Below are 15,611 nucleotides of genomic sequence, written 5' to 3' on the forward strand. Positions count from 1 at the left end.
CCTCCCACCCTCCCAGCTCGTGGGAAAGCTAGCGTGGTGACATGACCAAGCTGGGCAACACCGACCTCGACGTGTACGGACTCAACCTCGGCGGCAACGTCTTCGGCTGGACGGCGGACGAGCCGCAGTCCTTCGCCGTGCTGGACGCCTACACCGCGGCCGGCGGCAACTTCGTGGACTCCGCCGACCTCTACGGCGGGGGCGGCGGCTCCGAGGAGATCCTCGGCAACTGGCTCGCCGCGCGCGGCAACCGGGACGACGTCGTCGTCGCGACCAAGGTCGGCATGTGGGACGGCCGGCCGGGCCTCTCGGCGAAGAACATCGAGGCTGCCGCCGAGGATTCGCTGCGGCGCCTGCAAACCGACCACATCGACCTGTACTACGCGCACAAGGACGACCCGGACACCCCGCTCGAGGAGACGCTCACCGCGTTCGACGCCCTGGTCCGCGCGGGCAAGGTCCGCTACCTCGGCGCGTCCAACTACAACGCCGAGCGGCTGACCGAGGCACTGTCCATTTCGGACGAGAACGGCCTCGCGCGCTACGCCGTGCTGCAGCCGCACTACAACCTCGTCGAGCGCGACTACGAGCAGGACCTCGCGCCGCTCGTCGAGCGCGAAGGCCTGGCCACGCTGCCGTACTTCGCCCTCGCCAAGGGGTTCCTGACCGGCAAGTACCGCTCGAAGGACGAGACGGTCGACAGCCCGCGCGCCGCCCGCGCGTCGTCCTACCTGGACGCCCACGGCGAGCGCGTGCTCGCCGCGCTCGACGAAATCGCCCAGGCGCACGGCGTTTCGGTCGCCACGGTGTCGCTGGCCTGGCTGCGGTCGCAGCCGACGGTCGCCGCGCCGATCGCCAGCGCCCGGACGCCCGAGCAGCTCACCGACCTGATCGCGTCGGTGACGCTCGACCTGACTACAGACGAAGTAGCGTCACTTTCCCTATGAAAGATGCGTCCCGAGGCCCTGGCGACGCAACTTTCCTAGGGAAAGTGACAACTACTCTTGGGTAGCTTACTGCGGGTAAGTTGGGGTACGGTGCCCTTCAGAAGCGACGTGCGACGTCCAGGAGGGCACCGTGGCCAACCCGTTTTCGCTGCTGAGCGGCACCAAGAAGGTCGACGGCAAAGTCGTCCTGATCACCGGCGCCGCCCGCGGCATCGGGGCCGGCCTGGCCGAACGCCTCGCCGCGCGCGGCGCGAAGGTCGCTCTCGTCGGCCTCGAAGCCGAGGAGCAGCAGAAGGTCGCCGACCGCATCGGCGTCAACGCGAAGTCCTGGGAAGCCGACGTCACCAGCTGGGACGCGCTCGAAGCGGCCACCGCCGGTGTCGTCGAGCACTTCGGCGGGATCGACATCGTCATCGCCAACGCCGGCATCGCGACGGCGGGCTTCGTCCGCTCGGTCGACCGGGCCGCGTTCGAGAAGGTCATCGAGGTCGACCTGCTCGGCGTCTGGCGCACGTTCCGCGTCACGCTGCCGCACGTCATCGACCGCAAGGGCTACCTGCTGGCCATTTCGAGCCTGGCCGCGATCACGCACGCGCCGGGCATGGCGAACTACTCCGCGGCCAAGGCCGGCGTCGAGGCGTTCTCCAACAGCCTCCGCGCCGAGGTCGCCCACCTGGGTGTCAAGGTCGGCGTCGCGCACCCGACGTGGATCCGCACCGACCTGGTCGAGAGCGCCGACGCGCACCCGGTGTTCGGCAAGCTCCGCTCGTCGATGCCCGGCCTGATCGGCAAGACCTACCCGCTGGACGTCGCCCTCGACGACCTCGAAGCCGGGATCCTCAAGCGCGCCAGGACGATCCACGTGCCGCGCTGGGTCGGCGGGCTCAAGCTGTTCCGCGCGTTCCTGCCGCCGATCATCGAAATCGGGTCCCGCAGCCGGGTACCTTCGGCGGACAGGGCCGCGCTCGCCGACATCGAGGCCCGCGGCGCGTTCGAGTCCGCGGTCACCGGGCACGGCGGCCGCGCGGCCACCACCAAGTCGTAGGAGCTGCGGATGTCACGTCGCGACCAGATCAGGATGACCGAGGACGAGGTCCGCGCGTTCTTCGCCGAGCAGAAGGTCATCAACGTCGCCAGCGTCGGCCCGAACGGCCGCCCGCACCTCGCGCCGCTCTGGTACTACCCGCACGAGGACGGCGTCGCGACCTGGACGTACGGCACGTCGCAGAAGGCCAAGAACCTGCGGCGGCTGCCGGAGGCGACCGTGCTCATCGAGGACGGCGGCAGCTACGAGAAGCTCCGCGGCGTCTCGCTGGAGGCCGACGTCGAGCTCGTCGAGGACACCGAGGAAGTCACCCGGATGGGGATCACGCTCATGCAGCGCTACGCGGGCGCCAAGCCGGGCGACCCCGTACCGTCCGAGCTGAGCGGCTTCATCGCAGGTCAGGCCCCCAAGCGGGTCGGGTTGGTCTTCCGCCCGACGAAGATCGTCAGCTGGGACCACACGAAGCTCGGCGGGGCGTACTAACGGGTAGGTAGTACTTCCAAGTAACTGTTACTTGAGGTAACGTCATCTGCGGCAGACCCCCAGCGCAGCGGAGGCCGACAGATGACCGAGCGGTTCAAGGTCGTGATCGTGGGCACCGGGTTCTCCGGGCTCGGCCAGGCGATCCAGCTCGAAAAGGCCGGCATCCGGGACTACGTGATCCTGGAGAAGGCCACCGAGGTGGGCGGCACCTGGCGCGACAACTCGTACCCCGGGTGCGCCTGCGACGTGCAGTCGCACATGTACTCGTTCTCCTACGAGCAGAACCCGGACTGGTCGCGGTCGTTCTCGCCGCAGCCGGAGATCTTCGGCTACCTCAAGGGCGTCGCGGACAAGTACCGGCTGCGCGAGAAGATCCGCTTCGGCGTGGAACTCACCGGCGCGCACTGGGACGAGCGGGAGCGCCGCTGGACGGCGACGACCAAGGACGGCCGGGAGTTTTCCGCGCAGTTCCTCGTCTCCGGCGTCGGCGGCCTGCACATCCCGCAGGTCCCCGAGCTGCCCGGGATCGCGAACTTCCAGGGCCAGACCTGGCACTCCGCGCAGTGGAACCACGAGTACGACCTGCGCGGCAAGCGCGTGGCCGTCGTCGGCACCGGCGCCAGCGCGGTCCAGTTCGTCCCGAAGATCGCCCCGGACGTCGCCGAGCTGACGCTCTTCCAGCGGACGCCGCCGTGGATCATGCCCAAGCCCGACCACGCGATGCCGGAGTGGGCGCGGACGCTGTTCCGCCGCGTCCCCGGCACCCAGCGCGCCTACCGCAACGCGCTCTACTGGGTCCTCGAAGCCCGCGCCATCGGCTTCAACGGCCACCCCGGCGTGATGAAGGCCGGCGAACTGATCGCCAAGCGGAACATCACCAAGGGCATCAAGGACCGCGCGCTGCGCAAGAAGGTCACGCCGGACTACACGATGGGCTGCAAGCGCGTCCTCATCTCCAACGACTACTACCCGGCGCTGGACCGGCCGAACGTCGACGTGAACACCGCCGGGATCAAGGAGGTCAAGGCGCACTCGATCGTCGACGCCGCCGGGGTCGAGCACGAGGTCGACGCGATCGTCTACGGCACCGGCTTCAAGGTCACCGACGCGCTCGAGTACCTGGACATCACCGGCGTCGACGGCCGCAACCTGGCCAAGGAGTGGGCCGCCGAAGGGATGCGGACGCACAAGGGCATCACCGTGTCCGGCTTCCCGAACCTGTTCTTCCTGCTCGGCCCGAACACCGCGCTGGGCCACAACTCCGTCGTCTTCATGATCGAGTCGCAGTCGCGCTACGTCGTCGACGCCATCAAGCTGGCCGACTCCCGCGAGGCCGCCGCCATCGACGTCCGGCCGGGCGTGCAGGACGAGTTCCAGCGCGAGATCCAGGACAAGCTGGTCAAGGGCGTCTGGACGCAGGGCGGCTGCAAGAGCTGGTACCTCGACGCCAAGGGCGTCAACCGGACCATCTGGCCGGGCTTCACCTGGCGCTACTGGCTGGAAACGCGGAAGGTGGACCCCGCCGACTACGAGCTTTCCGGGCGCACGTCATGAGCGACGAACAGATCGTCCTGCACGCCCGGGACGTCCACTTCGACTGGGCGAGCCTGCCGATGCACTGGATCCCCGGCGAGCCGCAGGCCACGCACACCATCAACGTGCTGCACCTCGCGCTGCCCGAGGGCGAGCGCTGGTTCGTCGAGGTGTTCAAGCAGGCCGTGCCGCTGATCCGCGACGAGCGGCTCAAGGAGGACGTCCTCGGCTTCATCGGCCAGGAGGCCGTGCACGCCGAGGCGCACGACGGCGCCGCGGCGCACCTGGAGGCCGCGGGCGTGCGCGTGCGGCCCTACATCGCGCAGATGGAGTGGCTGTTCCGGAAGCTGCTCGGCGACCGCGATCTCACCGGCCGGGCCGCCGAGGAGTGGCTGGTCGAACGGCTCGGGATCATCGCCGCGATCGAGCACTACACGGCGTTCCTCGGCCAGTGGGTGCTCGACGCGCCGCTCGCCGAGGCCGGCGCGGACCCGGTGATGCTCGACCTGCTGCGCTGGCACGGCGCGGAAGAAGTCGAACACCGGTCCGTCGCCTACGACCTGTTCACGCACCTCGACGGCCGCTACACCCGCCGGGTGCGCAGCATGGCCGCGGTGACGCCGGTGCTGGCGTGGGTCTTCGCCCGCGGCACGCGGTTCCTGATGCGCAACGACCCGACACGCCCGGGGCGCGCGTCGCTGCGGGGCTATCGCCGAGCGGCGAAGAAGGGCCTGCTGCCGACCGGACGTCAGCTGCTGCGCGAGATCCGGCCGTACTTCCGGAAGTCGTACCACCCGGCCGAGACCGGCAACACCGAGCAGGCCGTGGCCTACCTGGCTTCGTCGCCCGCCGCGCGGGCGGCGGGGTGACCCTCGGGCGACCCACCCGGCTGGACGGCAGCGACCGCACCGATCGGCTGATGTCCACGCTGGTCGGCGTGGTCGGGGCCTACCGCAGGCTCTCGCAGGTCAGCGGGAAGCGGCGGCCGCCGGTGCGCGCGGTCGACCGGAATCTGCCGCTGACGGTCGAAGCGGTGCGTCCCGAAGCCGAGGGCGTCGTCAGCCTGCGCCTCGGCAACGGCACGCCCCTGCCGAGCTGGCGGCCGGGGGCGCACATCGACCTGGTGCTGCCGTCGGGCCTGGTCCGGCAGTACTCCCTGTGCGGCGACCCGACCGAAAACGACCATTACCGCATTGCCGTCCGGCGGATCGGCGTCGCGTCGGCCGAGGTCCACGCGCTGCGGCCGGGCACCCGGGTCGTCGTGCGCGGGCCGCGGACGGCGTTCCCGTTCGTCGGCGAGGGGCCGTTCTGGTTCGTCGCCGGCGGGATCGGGATCACGCCGATCCTGCCGATGGTGCACCGCGCGGCGGCGGCACAAGCCGACTGGCGGCTGGTCTACACCGGTCGCAGCCGGGCGTCGATGCCGTTCCTGGACGAACTCGCGCGCTACGACCGCGTCCGGATCCGCCCGGACACGGAGTACGGCGTGCCGGCCTCGGGCGCCGAGCTCCTCGACGGCATGCCGGACGGCGCTTCGGTGTACTGCTGCGGGCCGGTGCCGATGATCGCCGGCCTCCGGGTGGACCTGGCCCTGACGACGGGCGCGGTCCACTTCGAACGGTTCGCCCCGCCGCCGATCGTGGCGGGCGCGCCGTTCACGCTGACGTTGCGCAGGTCCGGCCGGGTGCTCGAAGTCCCGGGTGACCGGTCCGCGCTCGACGTCGTCCGCGAAGCACTGCCCGACACGCCGTATTCGTGCCGCCAGGGCTTCTGCGGGACCTGCGCGGTGCCGACGGCCGACGGCGGATCGATGCGGATCTGCGTCGACCGCGGCCCCGCGGTGCTGGAGTTATGAGCCCTCGGGCAGCCAGGCGCCGATCACCGGTTTGAACTCGCGGACCGACCGCTCGGCGATGACGCCTTCCAGGAAGTACGGGTCCTTGCCGATCGTCTCCTGCAGGTGCGCCTCGTCGTCGGCCTGGTAGAGCGTGACCCCGCCGGTGCCGTCGCCGAGCGGGCCGGCGACCGCGACGCGGCCCTCCTCGGCGAGCTTGGTCAAGAACTCGCGGTGGCGGGGCCGCACCTCCTGCAGTTTCTCCTGGACGTAGGTGATTTCGACGAGGTACCAGGCCATGTGGATCTCCGTGCTCGGACGGGCGGGATGCGACCGACGCTACTCTGTGTCCCAGCATCCGAACGCTGGCGACGCGGGGCCAACCCGATAGGCTAGGTGTGCGTCAGTACCTGTGTGAGCGCTGTGAATACCGTGAACCTGCTGACGCGGCACACCGTGCAAACCGGGGTCGAGGACAGGCAGGGGTTCATGCTCGAAGGCAATGCGGAACGCAGTGTCGAGGCGACCCTCGGCCACTTGCGGGTCATGGACGGGCCGGCGCCGGTGCAGACGCCGGCGCCGCTGAACCTCGAAGACCTCTACCGCCAGCACCGGATGCGGCTGGTCCGGCTGGCGATTCTGCTGGTGGACGAGCCCGCGACCGCGGAAGACGTGGTCCAGGAGGCCTTCACCGGCCTGCACCGCAACTGGGGCCGGCTGCGTGACGCCGCCGCTGCTGTCGGTTACCTGCGCACCGCCGTGGTCAACGGGTCGCGCAGCGTGCTGCGCCGCCGCAAGACCGCCCGGGAGTACGTGCCGCCGCACGCGGTCAACGCGCGGTCCGCGGAGAGCCTCGCGATGCTCTCCAGCGAGCACCAGGCCGTGGTCAGCGCGCTGTCCAAGCTGCCGCCCCGCCAGCGGGAGGTGCTGGTGCTGCGCTACTACGGCGGGCTGAGCGAAGCCGAGATCTCTGAGGCCGCAGGCATTTCGAAGGGTACCGTCAAGTCGACCGCCAGCCGGGCGCTCGAGGCCCTCCAGAAGGCCATGCAGGCCCCACAGTGACCCGGGTGGACCATCCCGATCACTGAGTCGTATCACCATGCTTGGTCCAGACCAATATATGCTGGGGTGCGTGAGAGGCGCCGGAGATTTCGTGATCATGGGCGGCCGGGTCGCCGCCCCGGACCGTGTACTCGACGACGGCTGGGTAGCCGTCTCCGACGGGCGGATCGCCGGCGTGGGTTCGGGGACCCCGCCGTCCGGCGAGCACGTGGACGTCGGTGGGGCACTGGTCGTACCTGGATTCGTCGATACCCACTGCCACGGCGGGGGAGGTGCTTCGTTCACCTCCCTCGATCCCGAAGAGCTCCTGACGGCGGTGCGGGCGCACCGCCGTCACGGCACCACGACCATGCTCGCCAGCCTGGTCTCCGATCCGGTGGACATCCTGCGTGAGCAGGTCGCCGCGCTGCGTGAGATCGTCCAGGACGGCGAGATCGCGGGCATCCACCTGGAGGGGCCCTTCATCTCGAAGGCCCGCTGCGGGGCCCACGACCCGGAGACGCTGCTCGAGCCCGACACGGGCACGGTCGACAAGCTGCTGCGGGCCGGCCAGGGCGCGATCCGGATGGTCACCATCGCCCCCGAGCTGTACGGCGGCGTGAAGGCCGTCCGCCAGCTGGCCGAATCGGGCGTCATCGCCGCCATCGGGCACACCGACGGCGTCGAGGAGCAGCTGCTGCCGGCGATCGACGCCGGCGCGAGCGTCGCGACGCACCTGTTCAACGGCATGCGCCCGCTGCACCACCGCGAGCCCGGCCCGGTCGGCGCGCTGCTGGACGACGAGCGCATCACCATCGAGCTCATCTGCGACCTGGTGCACCTGCACCCGACCGTGGTGCGGCTGGCCGCCAAGCACGCCGGGCGCAACCGGACGGTGCTCATCACCGACGCGATGTCGGCCACCGACGCCGCCGACGGCCGCTACACGCTGGGCCGGCTCGAGGTCGACGTGCACGACGGCGTCGCCACCCTCGCGGACAACGGCTCGCTGGCCGGCAGCACCCTGACGATGGACACCGCCTTCCGCAACCTCCTCAACGGTGCGAAACTCGGCATCCTCGACGCCGTGCACGCGACGTCGCTGCGGCCCGCCGAGCTGCTCGGCATCGCCGACCGCACGGGCTCGCTCACGCCGGGCAAGGTCGCGGACATCGTCGTGCTCGACACGGACCTGCGGCCGGCCAAGGTGCTGCGACGGGGACAATGGGTCGCCGAGGTGGGAACGGCTACCTTGAGCACCTGAACGAACACGAGGAGACGGGCGGGATGAGCGAGCCGAAGGACCCCGAGCAGCTGCTGGCGGACGCCCTTCGCGCGCAAGCCGTCTTCGCCCCGCAGGTGTCGCCCGCCCCGGCCCGGGACTCCGAGCCGGGTACCGACGCCGTGCCCACGGACGCACTGGCCACCCCCGCCGAGCTGCCCTCGGCGTACGGGCTGCTTTCCGGCGCCAGCGCGGACTCCCTCGAGCGGGAACGCGCGGCGCTGGACGACGTCGACGCGCCCACGACGTTCACCCCGCGCCCGGAGCCGGAGACCGTCCGGCAGCCGGCGTCGTCCGGCGCGCAGCTCCCGGCGTACTGGATCCTGATGCTGGCGGTCCTGCTGGGCCTCGCCGCGGGGTCCGTGGTGGGCCTGCTCACCCTGGTCTGAACGGGTCTTATCAGGCACTCAGGGTGACCCTGTACCGTTTTTGAGGTGATTCTCGCCCAGAGCACGGTCAACACGATGTCGCTGCTGCCGTCATGGCTGGACCCGCAGCACTTGCTGAGCGGCCTGACGACCCCGGTCCTGGCGGTGCTGTGCCTGATCATCTTCATCGAGAGCAGCGTCTTCCCGGTGCTGCCCGGTGACTCCCTGCTGTTCACCGCCGGCCTGTTCATCGCGAACGGCACCCTCGACGCGTCCCTGTGGCTGGTGTGTGTGCTGGTCACGGTCGCGGCGCTGCTCGGCAACGTCGTCGGGTACTACCTCGGCTACTTCGCCGGGCCCAAGCTGTTCAACCGGCCGGACTCGAAGTTCTTCAAGCGCGAGTACATCGACAAGACGCACGAGTTCCTGGAGAAGCACGGCCCCAAGGCGGTCGTGCTGGCCCGGTTCGTGCCCTTCGTCCGGACGTTCATCACCTGGATCGCCGGCATCGGCCGGATGGATCCGAAGCGTTACTTCACGTACACGGTCATCGGCGGCATCCTGTGGGCCGCGGGCATCACGATCCTCGGGTCGCTGCTCGGGAACATCGGCTTCATCCGGAACAACGTCGACTCGATCTTCGTGCTGATCGTGCTGGTCTCGGTCGTCCCGATCCTGTTCGAGTACCTCAAGGCGCGGCGCGAGAAGAAGGCGTCGGCCGCGATGACGTCGGCCGACCCCGAGGTCACGCAGCGCATCCCGCGCATCAAGGACTGACTCTTTCCGCAGACGGCGAAGGGCCCTCACCGGTCGGCGGTGAGGGCCCTTCGCCGTTCTGAGAATCAGGTCATCGAGAACATCGAGCCCGGGTTGAACAGGTTCTCCGGGTCGAGGGCCCGCTTGATCTCCCGGTGGACACGCATCCCGACCGGGCCGATCTCGCGTTCCAGCCACTCGCGCTTGATCTTGCCGACGCCGTGTTCGCCGGTCACGGTGCCGCCGAGCGAGAGCCCGATCTCGAGGATCTCGTCGAACGCGCGCTGGGCGCGGGCGAACTCGTCCGGGTCGTCGGGCCGGTAGACGATCGTGGGGTGCATGTTGCCGTCGCCGGCGTGCCCGACCACGGCGATCCGCAGGCCGACGTCCTCGCTGACCTTCTCGCAGCCGCGGATGAGCTCGGCGATGCGCGTGCGCGGCACGCAGACGTCGTCGGTGAGCCAGAGGCCGTAGGTCTCCAGGGCCGTCAGCACGACCCGGCGGGCCTGCAGCAGCATCCGGCCCTCTTCGAGGTCCTCGGTGGTGTAGGCGAGGTCGGCGCCGCAGTCGACGCAGATCTGCTCGAGCTTGGCCAGCTCGCGGCGGGCGACCTCGCCGCCGGCGTCGGACTGGCCGAGCAGCAGGGCCCGGCAGTCCGAACCCGCGCCGAGGTCGGTCTTGAGGTAGGCCTCGGACGCCTTGATCGAGGACGCGTCCATGATCTCCAGCAGCGACGGCACGAGCCCTTCGCGGACGACGCGCGCGACGGCCTCACCGGCGGCTTCGGTGCTGCTGAAGCCCGCGACGAACGTCGCCGGCGCCTGCGGCAGCGGCTTGAGCTGCACGGTCGCCTGCGTGATGACGCCGAGCGTGCCCTCGCTGCCGACGAACAGCCGCGCGAGGTCGTACCCGGCGACCCCCTTCACGGTCCGGCGCCCGGTCCGGAGGATCTCGCCGTCCGCCAGGACGACCTCGAGACCGAGGACGGAGTCGGTGGTGACGCCGTACTTCACGCAGCAGAGGCCGCCGGCGTTGGTGGCGAGGTTGCCGCCGAGGGTGCACCAGTCGTAGCTCGACGGGTCCGGCGGGTAGAAGAGGCCGTGCTTCTCGACGGCGTTGCGGAAGTCCAGGTTGACGACCCCGGGCTGGACGACGGCCAGCCGGTTCCCCGCGTCGATCTCGACGATCTCGTTGAGCTTGGTCAGCGCGAGCACCACGCAGCCCTCGATGGCGTTGGCGGCGCCGGACAGGCCGCTCCCCGCCCCGCGCGGCACGATCGGCACCTTCGCCTCGGCGCAGGCCTTCACGACGGCCTGCACCTGCTCGGTGTTCTCGGGCAGCACCACGGCCAGCGGCGTGCCCGACGGCGCGAGCGGCATCATGTCGCGCGAGTACGACGCCGTGACGTCGGAGTCGGTGAGCACGGCGCTCTTGCCGAGCAGGTCGCGGAGCCGGGTGACCAAAGCTTCGTCGCTCATGACTTCATGGTAAGCCCGGGTAGTCCGCACTGCGGAAATCTTCTTTCGAATCCGCCCGGTTCGCGCAATGCCGTGAAGGGCACCTTCAGGGACATACAAGCCATGAGGGTGCCCTTCAGGACACGTCCGGGTCAGCGGATCACGCCGAAGACCTTGTCCAGGTGCAGGGTCAGCAGGACGCGCTGGTCGGTGACCATCGCCTCGCGGTACTCGGCCCAGTTCGGGTGCTCGCCCGCCGCGCGGCGGTAGTAGTCGACCAGCGCTTCCACGGTCGCGTCGTCGGGCGCGGCGGCCGGCTGCGTCAGCTCCGCGCGGGCCTCGGCGACCACGTAGCTCCAGCCGTCCTCGCTGCCCACGTGGTAGGTGACCCGCGGGTCGCGGCGCATGTTCTTCGTCTTCGCCCGGGTCTCGGTGATGGACGCGGTGACGGTGTCCGTCTCCGGGTTGTAGAGGTGGGTGATGGTGGACAGCTGCGGCCGGCCGTCGCGGCGGATGGTGGCCAGGACGCCGTGGCGGCGCGCGGTGATGAATTCCCTCAACGCTGTGTCGTCGGTCATACCCCTTCCAACCCCTCGGCGCCGTCGTTGTTCCGCAGTCCGGAGGACGCGCTCACACGGCCGGGTGTCACCCATAAGCGCAGCTCAGCGCCCTCGAACCGCACAGAAGCGACAAACTGGGGCATGGGAATCTGCTTGCATACGACAACTAAAGTGTGTTGTGACACATCGGGCCGGTCCTCGCTTGCAGAACCGTCCGTGAAGGCACATCCTTGCCTGAGGCAACTAGTTGCAGCCGCCAACCAAAGCCGCGTGAGGACCAACCATGGCACCCGACAGCTCAGCCGCAGCCCGGCCACGGGCCGAACTGGATCTGGCCGACTCGCTCGGCCATGAGCTCGTGCGCTTCATCCGGTTGATCAACAAGGCGAAGTCCCAGGTCTCCAAGCAGGGGCCGGACGGGATCGAGCGGGCGGCCTACGCGATCCTCTTCACCCTCATCCACGAGGGCCCGCAGCGCACCAGCCGGCTGGCCGAGTCGCTGCACGCCGAGATCTCGACGATCAGCAGGCAGTCGAGCTCGCTCGTCCAGCACGGCCTGGTCGAGCGCCAGGCCGACCCCGAGGACGGGCGGGCCTGCCTGCTCGCGCCGACAGCCGAGGGCCTCCGGGTGTTCGAAGAGAACCGCAAGCAACGCAATCAGTGGCTGGCCGAAGTGCTCGAGGACTGGTCGGAAACGGACCGCCAGAACCTCAACCGGCTCTTCGGCCGGCTCAACACAGGTATCGAGAAACACTCTCCACAGCTGGCGGACGCGCAGGCGCCGACCGCTGCACCGGCCAAGGGGGCCACTGCATGAGCACCACCGTCGAAAAACCCGATCTGCCATTGCCGTCGAAGGGCTTGCCGCAGCTGAGCCACCGCCAGATCGTCACGATCCTGAGCGGGCTGATGTGCGGCATGTTCCTGGCGGCGCTCGATCAGACGATCGTCGGCACGTCGATCGTCAAGATCGCCAACGACCTGCACGGCTTCGACCTGCAGGCGTGGGCCACCACGGCGTACCTGATCACCTCGACGATCGTCACGCCGATCTACGGCAAGCTGTCCGACATCTACGGCCGCAAGCCGTTCTACCTCGCCGCGATCACGATCTTCGTCGCCGGTTCGCTGGCCTCGAGCTTCTCGACGTCGATGTACGAGCTGGCCTCGTTCCGCGCGGTCCAGGGCCTCGGCGCCGGCGGTCTGATGTCGCTGGCCATGACCATCATCGGTGACGTCGTCCCGCCGCGGGAACGCCCGCGGTACCAGGGTTACATCCTCGCCGTGTTCGGTCTCTCGACCGTGCTGGGCCCGGTGCTGGGCGGCTTCTTCGCCGGCTTCGACACCCTGGCCGGCATCTCCGGCTGGCGCTGGGTCTTCCTGATCAACGTCCCGATCGGCATCATCGCGCTGTTCGTCGTGGCGAAGGTGCTGAACGTGCCGCACGAGCGCCACGACCAGAAGATCGACTGGTGGGGCGCGCTGGCGCTCGTCGTCGCGGTCGTGCCGTTCCTGATCGTCGCCGAGCAGGGCCAGAAGTGGGGCTGGGGCGACGGCAAGGCGATCCTCTGCTACGTCGTGGGCGGCGTCGGCGTGATCGCGTTCATCCTGATCGAACGGCTGATGAAGGACGCCGCGCTGATCCCGCTGCGGCTGTTCAAGAACTCGACGTTCACCGTGGCCATCATCGGCGGTGTCATCGTCGGTGTGGCGATGTTCGGCGCGATCACGATGATCCCGCAGTTCATGCAGGTCGTGCAGGGCTACACGCCGACCGAGTCCGGGTTGCTGATGCTGCCGCTGATGGCGGGCATCATGACCAGCTCGATCGTCTCCGGCCGGATCACGTCCAAGACCGGGCACTACAAGATCTTCCCGATCCTCGGCACCCTGCTGATCGCGGTCGGCGCGTTCTTCTTCGCGCAGGTCGAGTACAACTCGGCGCTGTGGCACCCGCTGGTCGCCGCGGCCATCATCGGCCTCGGGCTCGGCCAGTGCATGCAGACGCTGGTCATCGCGGTACAGAACGCCGGCCCGCGCAGCGACATGGGCGCCTCGACCGCATCGGCGACGTTCTTCCGCCAGATCGGTGGTACCGCCGGTGTCGCGATCTTCCTGACGATCCTGTTCAACACGCTGGGCCCGAACATCACCAAGGCCTTCGGCGGCAAGCTGCCGGCGGGTGCGGGTGCCGGGGTCGCCAACCTGTCCGAGAACACCAGCGGCATCCAGGACCTGCCCGAGGCGATCAAGACCCCGGTGCTGATCGGCTTCACCGAGTCGATCACCACGGTGTTCTACGTCGCGGGCGCGGTGGCCCTGCTGGCCACCGTGGTGCTGCTGTTCATGAAGGAGATCCCGCTGGCCGGGATGAACCCCGCCGCGGCGGCGGTCGAAGGCGGCGAAGCGTTCCTCGACGCCGATGCCGACGAGGTCGACGACTTCGCCGACGAGCCCACCGAGATCGTCGAGCCGGTCCGCCCGCTCGACCGCGAACCGGCGCTCGTGGGCGGCGGGAAGCACGCGCTGAGCAACGGGCACGGTGACTACCAGGCCGTGTCGGGCGCGCTGCCGATCACGAACTCGATCTCGGACGCCGAAATCGACACCCCGGTCGGCGCGGGTGGCGTGCCGGTCATCGGGCACGTGCGCCGCCAGGACGGCAGCCACGTCTCCGGCGCCGCGCTCACCCTGATCGACCAGCGCGGCCGCCAGGTCGCGCGAGCCACCGGATCGGCCGACGGCAGCTACTCGGTGCCCAGCCAGGGCCCGGGCGCGTACGTCCTGATCGTGTCGGCCCACGGCCACCAGCCGCAGGCCTCCAGCGTCGTGATCGGCAACGGGCCGGCGACGGTCGACGTCACGCTCACCGGGTCCGGCGAGCTGACCGGCACCGTGAAGGCCGCCGCCACCGGCTCGCCGCTGGCGAGCGTCACGGTCACCCTGACCGACAGCCGCGGCGAGGTGAACGGCGCGTTCATCACGACCGCGGACGGCACCTACGCCTTCATCGGCGTCGGCGCCGGGGCCTACACCCTGGTCGCCAGCGGCCCGGGCTACCGGCCCGTCGCGGTGACGCTCACCGTGCCGGACAGCGGCGTGCTGCGCCACGACGTCGAGCTGGCCAGCTCGGTGCTCCTCGCGGGCACCGCGCGGACCGAAGGCGACCGGATCGTCCCGGACGCGCGGATCACCGTGCTCGACCCCGAAGGCAACGTGGCCGCCGTGGCCCGGACCGACGGCGAAGGCCGGTACCTGGTCAGCGACCTGCCCGCGGGCGCGTACACCGTGGTCGCGAGCGGCTACCCGCCGGCGACCAGCCAGGTGGAGCTGACCGGCGGCGAAGCGGACCACGACGTCCGGCTGAGCTACGACCAGGCCCTCGACGAGCTGGTCGACCGGTCATGACCGGACTGCGCGCCACCCTGCGCACGGCCGAGGGCTGGGCGGTGGAGCACGCGGTGCTCACCGTCACGGACCCGGCCGGGCGCCAGGTCTCGCGGCAGGCGGCCGACGTCCGCGGCGAGGTGGCCACCGACGCGCTCGCGCCGGGCACCTACACCGCGGTCGTCACGGCGGCCGGGTACACCCCGGTCGCCCGGATGGCGCAGATCGCCTCGGACGGCTCCGGCTCGCTCGGCGACGTCGTGCTGGCTCCGGTCGCCGAGGCGATCGACCTGCCGCCCGCCGGGGCGTGGACGATCGACCCGATGCACTCGTCGGTCGTCGCGACCGCCCGCCACCTGGGCATCGCGAGCATCAAGGCGCGGTTCCCGGACGTGTCGGGCCGGCTCGAGATCGGCCGTCCGGCCGAGCAGTCGTCGGTGCACGCCGAGATCAAGGCGGCGAGCATCGACACCGGCATCCGGATGCGCGACGACCACCTGCGGTCGCCGGACTTCCTCGACGTCGACGTCCACCCGGTGATCACGTTCGCGAGCCGGGGGATGCGCCAGCGCGGCGTGGACTCGTGGACGCTGGTCGGCGACCTGACGCTGCACGGCGAGCGTCGCGAGATCGAGCTGGAGCTGACCTACGGCGGCTGGGGCCCGGACCCGTGGGGCGGCGTCCGCGTCGCGTTCCACGCCGAGACGCAGCTGCACCGCAACGACTTCGCGATCAACTACAGCGCGATGGTCCGCGCCGGCGTCGCGGCGGTCGGCACGACGGTGAAGGTCGAGCTGGACATCGAAGCGGTCCAGGGCGAGTCACTGCCGCAGTTCTGAGAAACCCTCGTCGAAGGCCCCCTCACCGCTGGTGAGGGGGCCTTCACGGTTGGTGCGGGGCGCGGCTTCCGGACCGCCC

The 15,611-nt window shown here is 70.0% G+C and carries 16 protein-coding genes; 13 read left to right on the forward strand and 3 right to left on the reverse strand.

Annotated elements, in window-relative coordinates:
- Positions 1-41 precede the first annotated feature (41 nt).
- From MUY22_RS10855 to MUY22_RS10880, 6 genes are all read left to right on the forward strand, one after another.
- Positions 42-947 (forward strand): aldo/keto reductase, encoded by a 906-nt coding sequence (locus MUY22_RS10855; protein WP_247059277.1) that lies wholly within the window; start codon positions 42-44, stop codon positions 945-947.
- 130 nt (positions 948-1,077) lie between these two features.
- Positions 1,078-1,992: an SDR family oxidoreductase gene (locus MUY22_RS10860; RefSeq protein ID WP_247059278.1), complete on the forward strand. Its 915-nt coding sequence runs from the start codon at positions 1,078-1,080 to the stop codon at positions 1,990-1,992.
- A 9-nt stretch (positions 1,993-2,001) separates the two neighbouring features.
- Positions 2,002-2,475, forward strand: coding sequence for a pyridoxamine 5'-phosphate oxidase family protein (locus MUY22_RS10865; protein ID WP_247059279.1), 474 nt, complete (start codon positions 2,002-2,004; stop codon positions 2,473-2,475).
- 81 nt (positions 2,476-2,556) lie between these two features.
- Complete coding sequence (locus MUY22_RS10870; RefSeq protein ID WP_247059280.1) at positions 2,557-4,029, forward strand: NAD(P)/FAD-dependent oxidoreductase; 1,473 nt, start codon at positions 2,557-2,559, stop codon at positions 4,027-4,029.
- Positions 4,026-4,877, forward strand: coding sequence for a metal-dependent hydrolase (locus MUY22_RS10875; RefSeq protein ID WP_247059281.1), 852 nt, complete (start codon positions 4,026-4,028; stop codon positions 4,875-4,877). Before MUY22_RS10870 ends, MUY22_RS10875 begins: the two co-directional genes overlap by 4 nt.
- Positions 4,878-4,927: 50 nt before the next feature.
- A complete protein-coding gene (locus tag MUY22_RS10880; RefSeq protein WP_371827665.1) occupies positions 4,928-5,863 on the forward strand; it encodes a 2Fe-2S iron-sulfur cluster-binding protein in 936 nt (311 codons plus the stop codon).
- Here MUY22_RS10880 and MUY22_RS10885 read toward each other — a convergent pair.
- A complete protein-coding gene (locus tag MUY22_RS10885; RefSeq protein WP_247059283.1) occupies positions 5,858-6,142 on the reverse strand; it encodes a YciI family protein in 285 nt (94 codons plus the stop codon). The genes MUY22_RS10880 and MUY22_RS10885 overlap by 6 nt on opposite strands.
- Before the next feature lie 189 nt (positions 6,143-6,331).
- Here MUY22_RS10885 and MUY22_RS10890 point away from each other — a divergent pair, with 189 nt between their 5' ends.
- The 4 genes from MUY22_RS10890 to MUY22_RS10905 all read left to right on the forward strand — a co-directional run bounded on the left by MUY22_RS10890 (position 6,332) and on the right by MUY22_RS10905 (position 9,310).
- Positions 6,332-6,904 carry an RNA polymerase sigma factor gene (locus MUY22_RS10890; protein WP_247063810.1) on the forward strand — a complete coding sequence of 191 codons (573 nt, stop codon included), beginning with the start codon at positions 6,332-6,334 and terminating at the stop codon, positions 6,902-6,904.
- Positions 6,905-6,995: 91 nt separating this feature from the next.
- Entirely contained in the window at positions 6,996-8,147 is a 1,152-nt protein-coding gene (gene nagA, locus MUY22_RS10895; protein ID WP_247063812.1) for an N-acetylglucosamine-6-phosphate deacetylase, read from the forward strand.
- Positions 8,148-8,170: 23 nt separating this feature from the next.
- A complete protein-coding gene (locus tag MUY22_RS10900) occupies positions 8,171-8,554 on the forward strand; it encodes a hypothetical protein (RefSeq protein WP_247059284.1) in 384 nt (127 codons plus the stop codon).
- Positions 8,555-8,599: 45 nt separating this feature from the next.
- Complete coding sequence (locus MUY22_RS10905) at positions 8,600-9,310, forward strand: DedA family protein (protein WP_247059285.1); 711 nt, start codon at positions 8,600-8,602, stop codon at positions 9,308-9,310.
- 65 nt (positions 9,311-9,375) lie between these two features.
- Here MUY22_RS10905 and MUY22_RS10910 read toward each other — a convergent pair whose 3' ends face one another.
- Both MUY22_RS10910 and MUY22_RS10915 read right to left on the reverse strand, forming a co-directional pair.
- The gene (locus MUY22_RS10910; protein WP_247059286.1) at positions 9,376-10,767 is read right to left on the reverse strand and encodes an FAD-binding oxidoreductase; all 1,392 of its coding nucleotides are present in this window, start codon (positions 10,765-10,767) and stop codon (positions 9,376-9,378) included.
- 131 nt (positions 10,768-10,898) lie between these two features.
- A complete protein-coding gene (locus MUY22_RS10915; RefSeq protein ID WP_247059288.1) occupies positions 10,899-11,324 on the reverse strand; it encodes a PPOX class F420-dependent oxidoreductase in 426 nt (141 codons plus the stop codon).
- A 265-nt stretch (positions 11,325-11,589) separates the two neighbouring features.
- Here MUY22_RS10915 and MUY22_RS10920 point away from each other — a divergent pair, with 265 nt between their 5' ends.
- Genes MUY22_RS10920 through MUY22_RS10930 form a run of 3 tightly spaced genes read left to right on the forward strand, consistent with a single transcriptional unit; the run spans position 11,590 to position 15,532 of the window.
- Positions 11,590-12,123 carry a MarR family winged helix-turn-helix transcriptional regulator gene (locus MUY22_RS10920; protein WP_247059290.1) on the forward strand — a complete coding sequence of 178 codons (534 nt, stop codon included), beginning with the start codon at positions 11,590-11,592 and terminating at the stop codon, positions 12,121-12,123.
- On the forward strand, positions 12,120-14,714 hold the full coding sequence (locus tag MUY22_RS10925) for a DHA2 family efflux MFS transporter permease subunit (protein WP_247059292.1): 2,595 nt from the start codon (positions 12,120-12,122) through the stop codon (positions 14,712-14,714). Before MUY22_RS10920 ends, MUY22_RS10925 begins: the two co-directional genes overlap by 4 nt.
- Positions 14,711-15,532, forward strand: a complete 822-nt coding sequence (locus MUY22_RS10930) for a YceI family protein (protein ID WP_247059294.1) — start codon at positions 14,711-14,713, stop codon at positions 15,530-15,532. Before MUY22_RS10925 ends, MUY22_RS10930 begins: the two co-directional genes overlap by 4 nt.
- The last annotated feature ends 79 nt before the right edge of the window (positions 15,533-15,611 follow it).

The sequence above is a fragment of the Amycolatopsis sp. WQ 127309 genome, assembly GCF_023023025.1.
In the GTDB taxonomy this organism is placed as follows: domain Bacteria; phylum Actinomycetota; class Actinomycetes; order Mycobacteriales; family Pseudonocardiaceae; genus Amycolatopsis.

Bases quoted from the DNA above. Each gene is read 5' to 3' on its own strand.
- MUY22_RS10855 (WP_247059277.1), top strand. From the start codon at position 42: ATGACCAAGCTGGGCAACACCGACCTCGACGTGTACGGACTCAACCTC.
- MUY22_RS10865 (WP_247059279.1), top strand. From the start codon at position 2,002: ATGTCACGTCGCGACCAGATCAGGATGACCGAGGACGAGGTCCGCGCG.
- MUY22_RS10870 (WP_247059280.1), top strand. From the start codon at position 2,557: ATGACCGAGCGGTTCAAGGTCGTGATCGTGGGCACCGGGTTCTCCGGG.
- MUY22_RS10875 (WP_247059281.1), top strand. From the start codon at position 4,026: ATGAGCGACGAACAGATCGTCCTGCACGCCCGGGACGTCCACTTCGAC.
- MUY22_RS10880 (WP_371827665.1), top strand. From the start codon at position 4,928: ATGTCCACGCTGGTCGGCGTGGTCGGGGCCTACCGCAGGCTCTCGCAG.
- MUY22_RS10885 (WP_247059283.1), bottom strand. From the start codon at position 6,142: ATGGCCTGGTACCTCGTCGAAATCACCTACGTCCAGGAGAAACTGCAG.
- MUY22_RS10890 (WP_247063810.1), top strand. From the start codon at position 6,332: ATGCTCGAAGGCAATGCGGAACGCAGTGTCGAGGCGACCCTCGGCCAC.
- MUY22_RS10900 (WP_247059284.1), top strand. From the start codon at position 8,171: ATGAGCGAGCCGAAGGACCCCGAGCAGCTGCTGGCGGACGCCCTTCGC.
- MUY22_RS10910 (WP_247059286.1), bottom strand. From the start codon at position 10,767: ATGAGCGACGAAGCTTTGGTCACCCGGCTCCGCGACCTGCTCGGCAAG.
- MUY22_RS10915 (WP_247059288.1), bottom strand. From the start codon at position 11,324: ATGACCGACGACACAGCGTTGAGGGAATTCATCACCGCGCGCCGCCAC.
- MUY22_RS10920 (WP_247059290.1), top strand. From the start codon at position 11,590: ATGGCACCCGACAGCTCAGCCGCAGCCCGGCCACGGGCCGAACTGGAT.
- MUY22_RS10925 (WP_247059292.1), top strand. From the start codon at position 12,120: ATGAGCACCACCGTCGAAAAACCCGATCTGCCATTGCCGTCGAAGGGC.
- MUY22_RS10930 (WP_247059294.1), top strand. From the start codon at position 14,711: ATGACCGGACTGCGCGCCACCCTGCGCACGGCCGAGGGCTGGGCGGTG.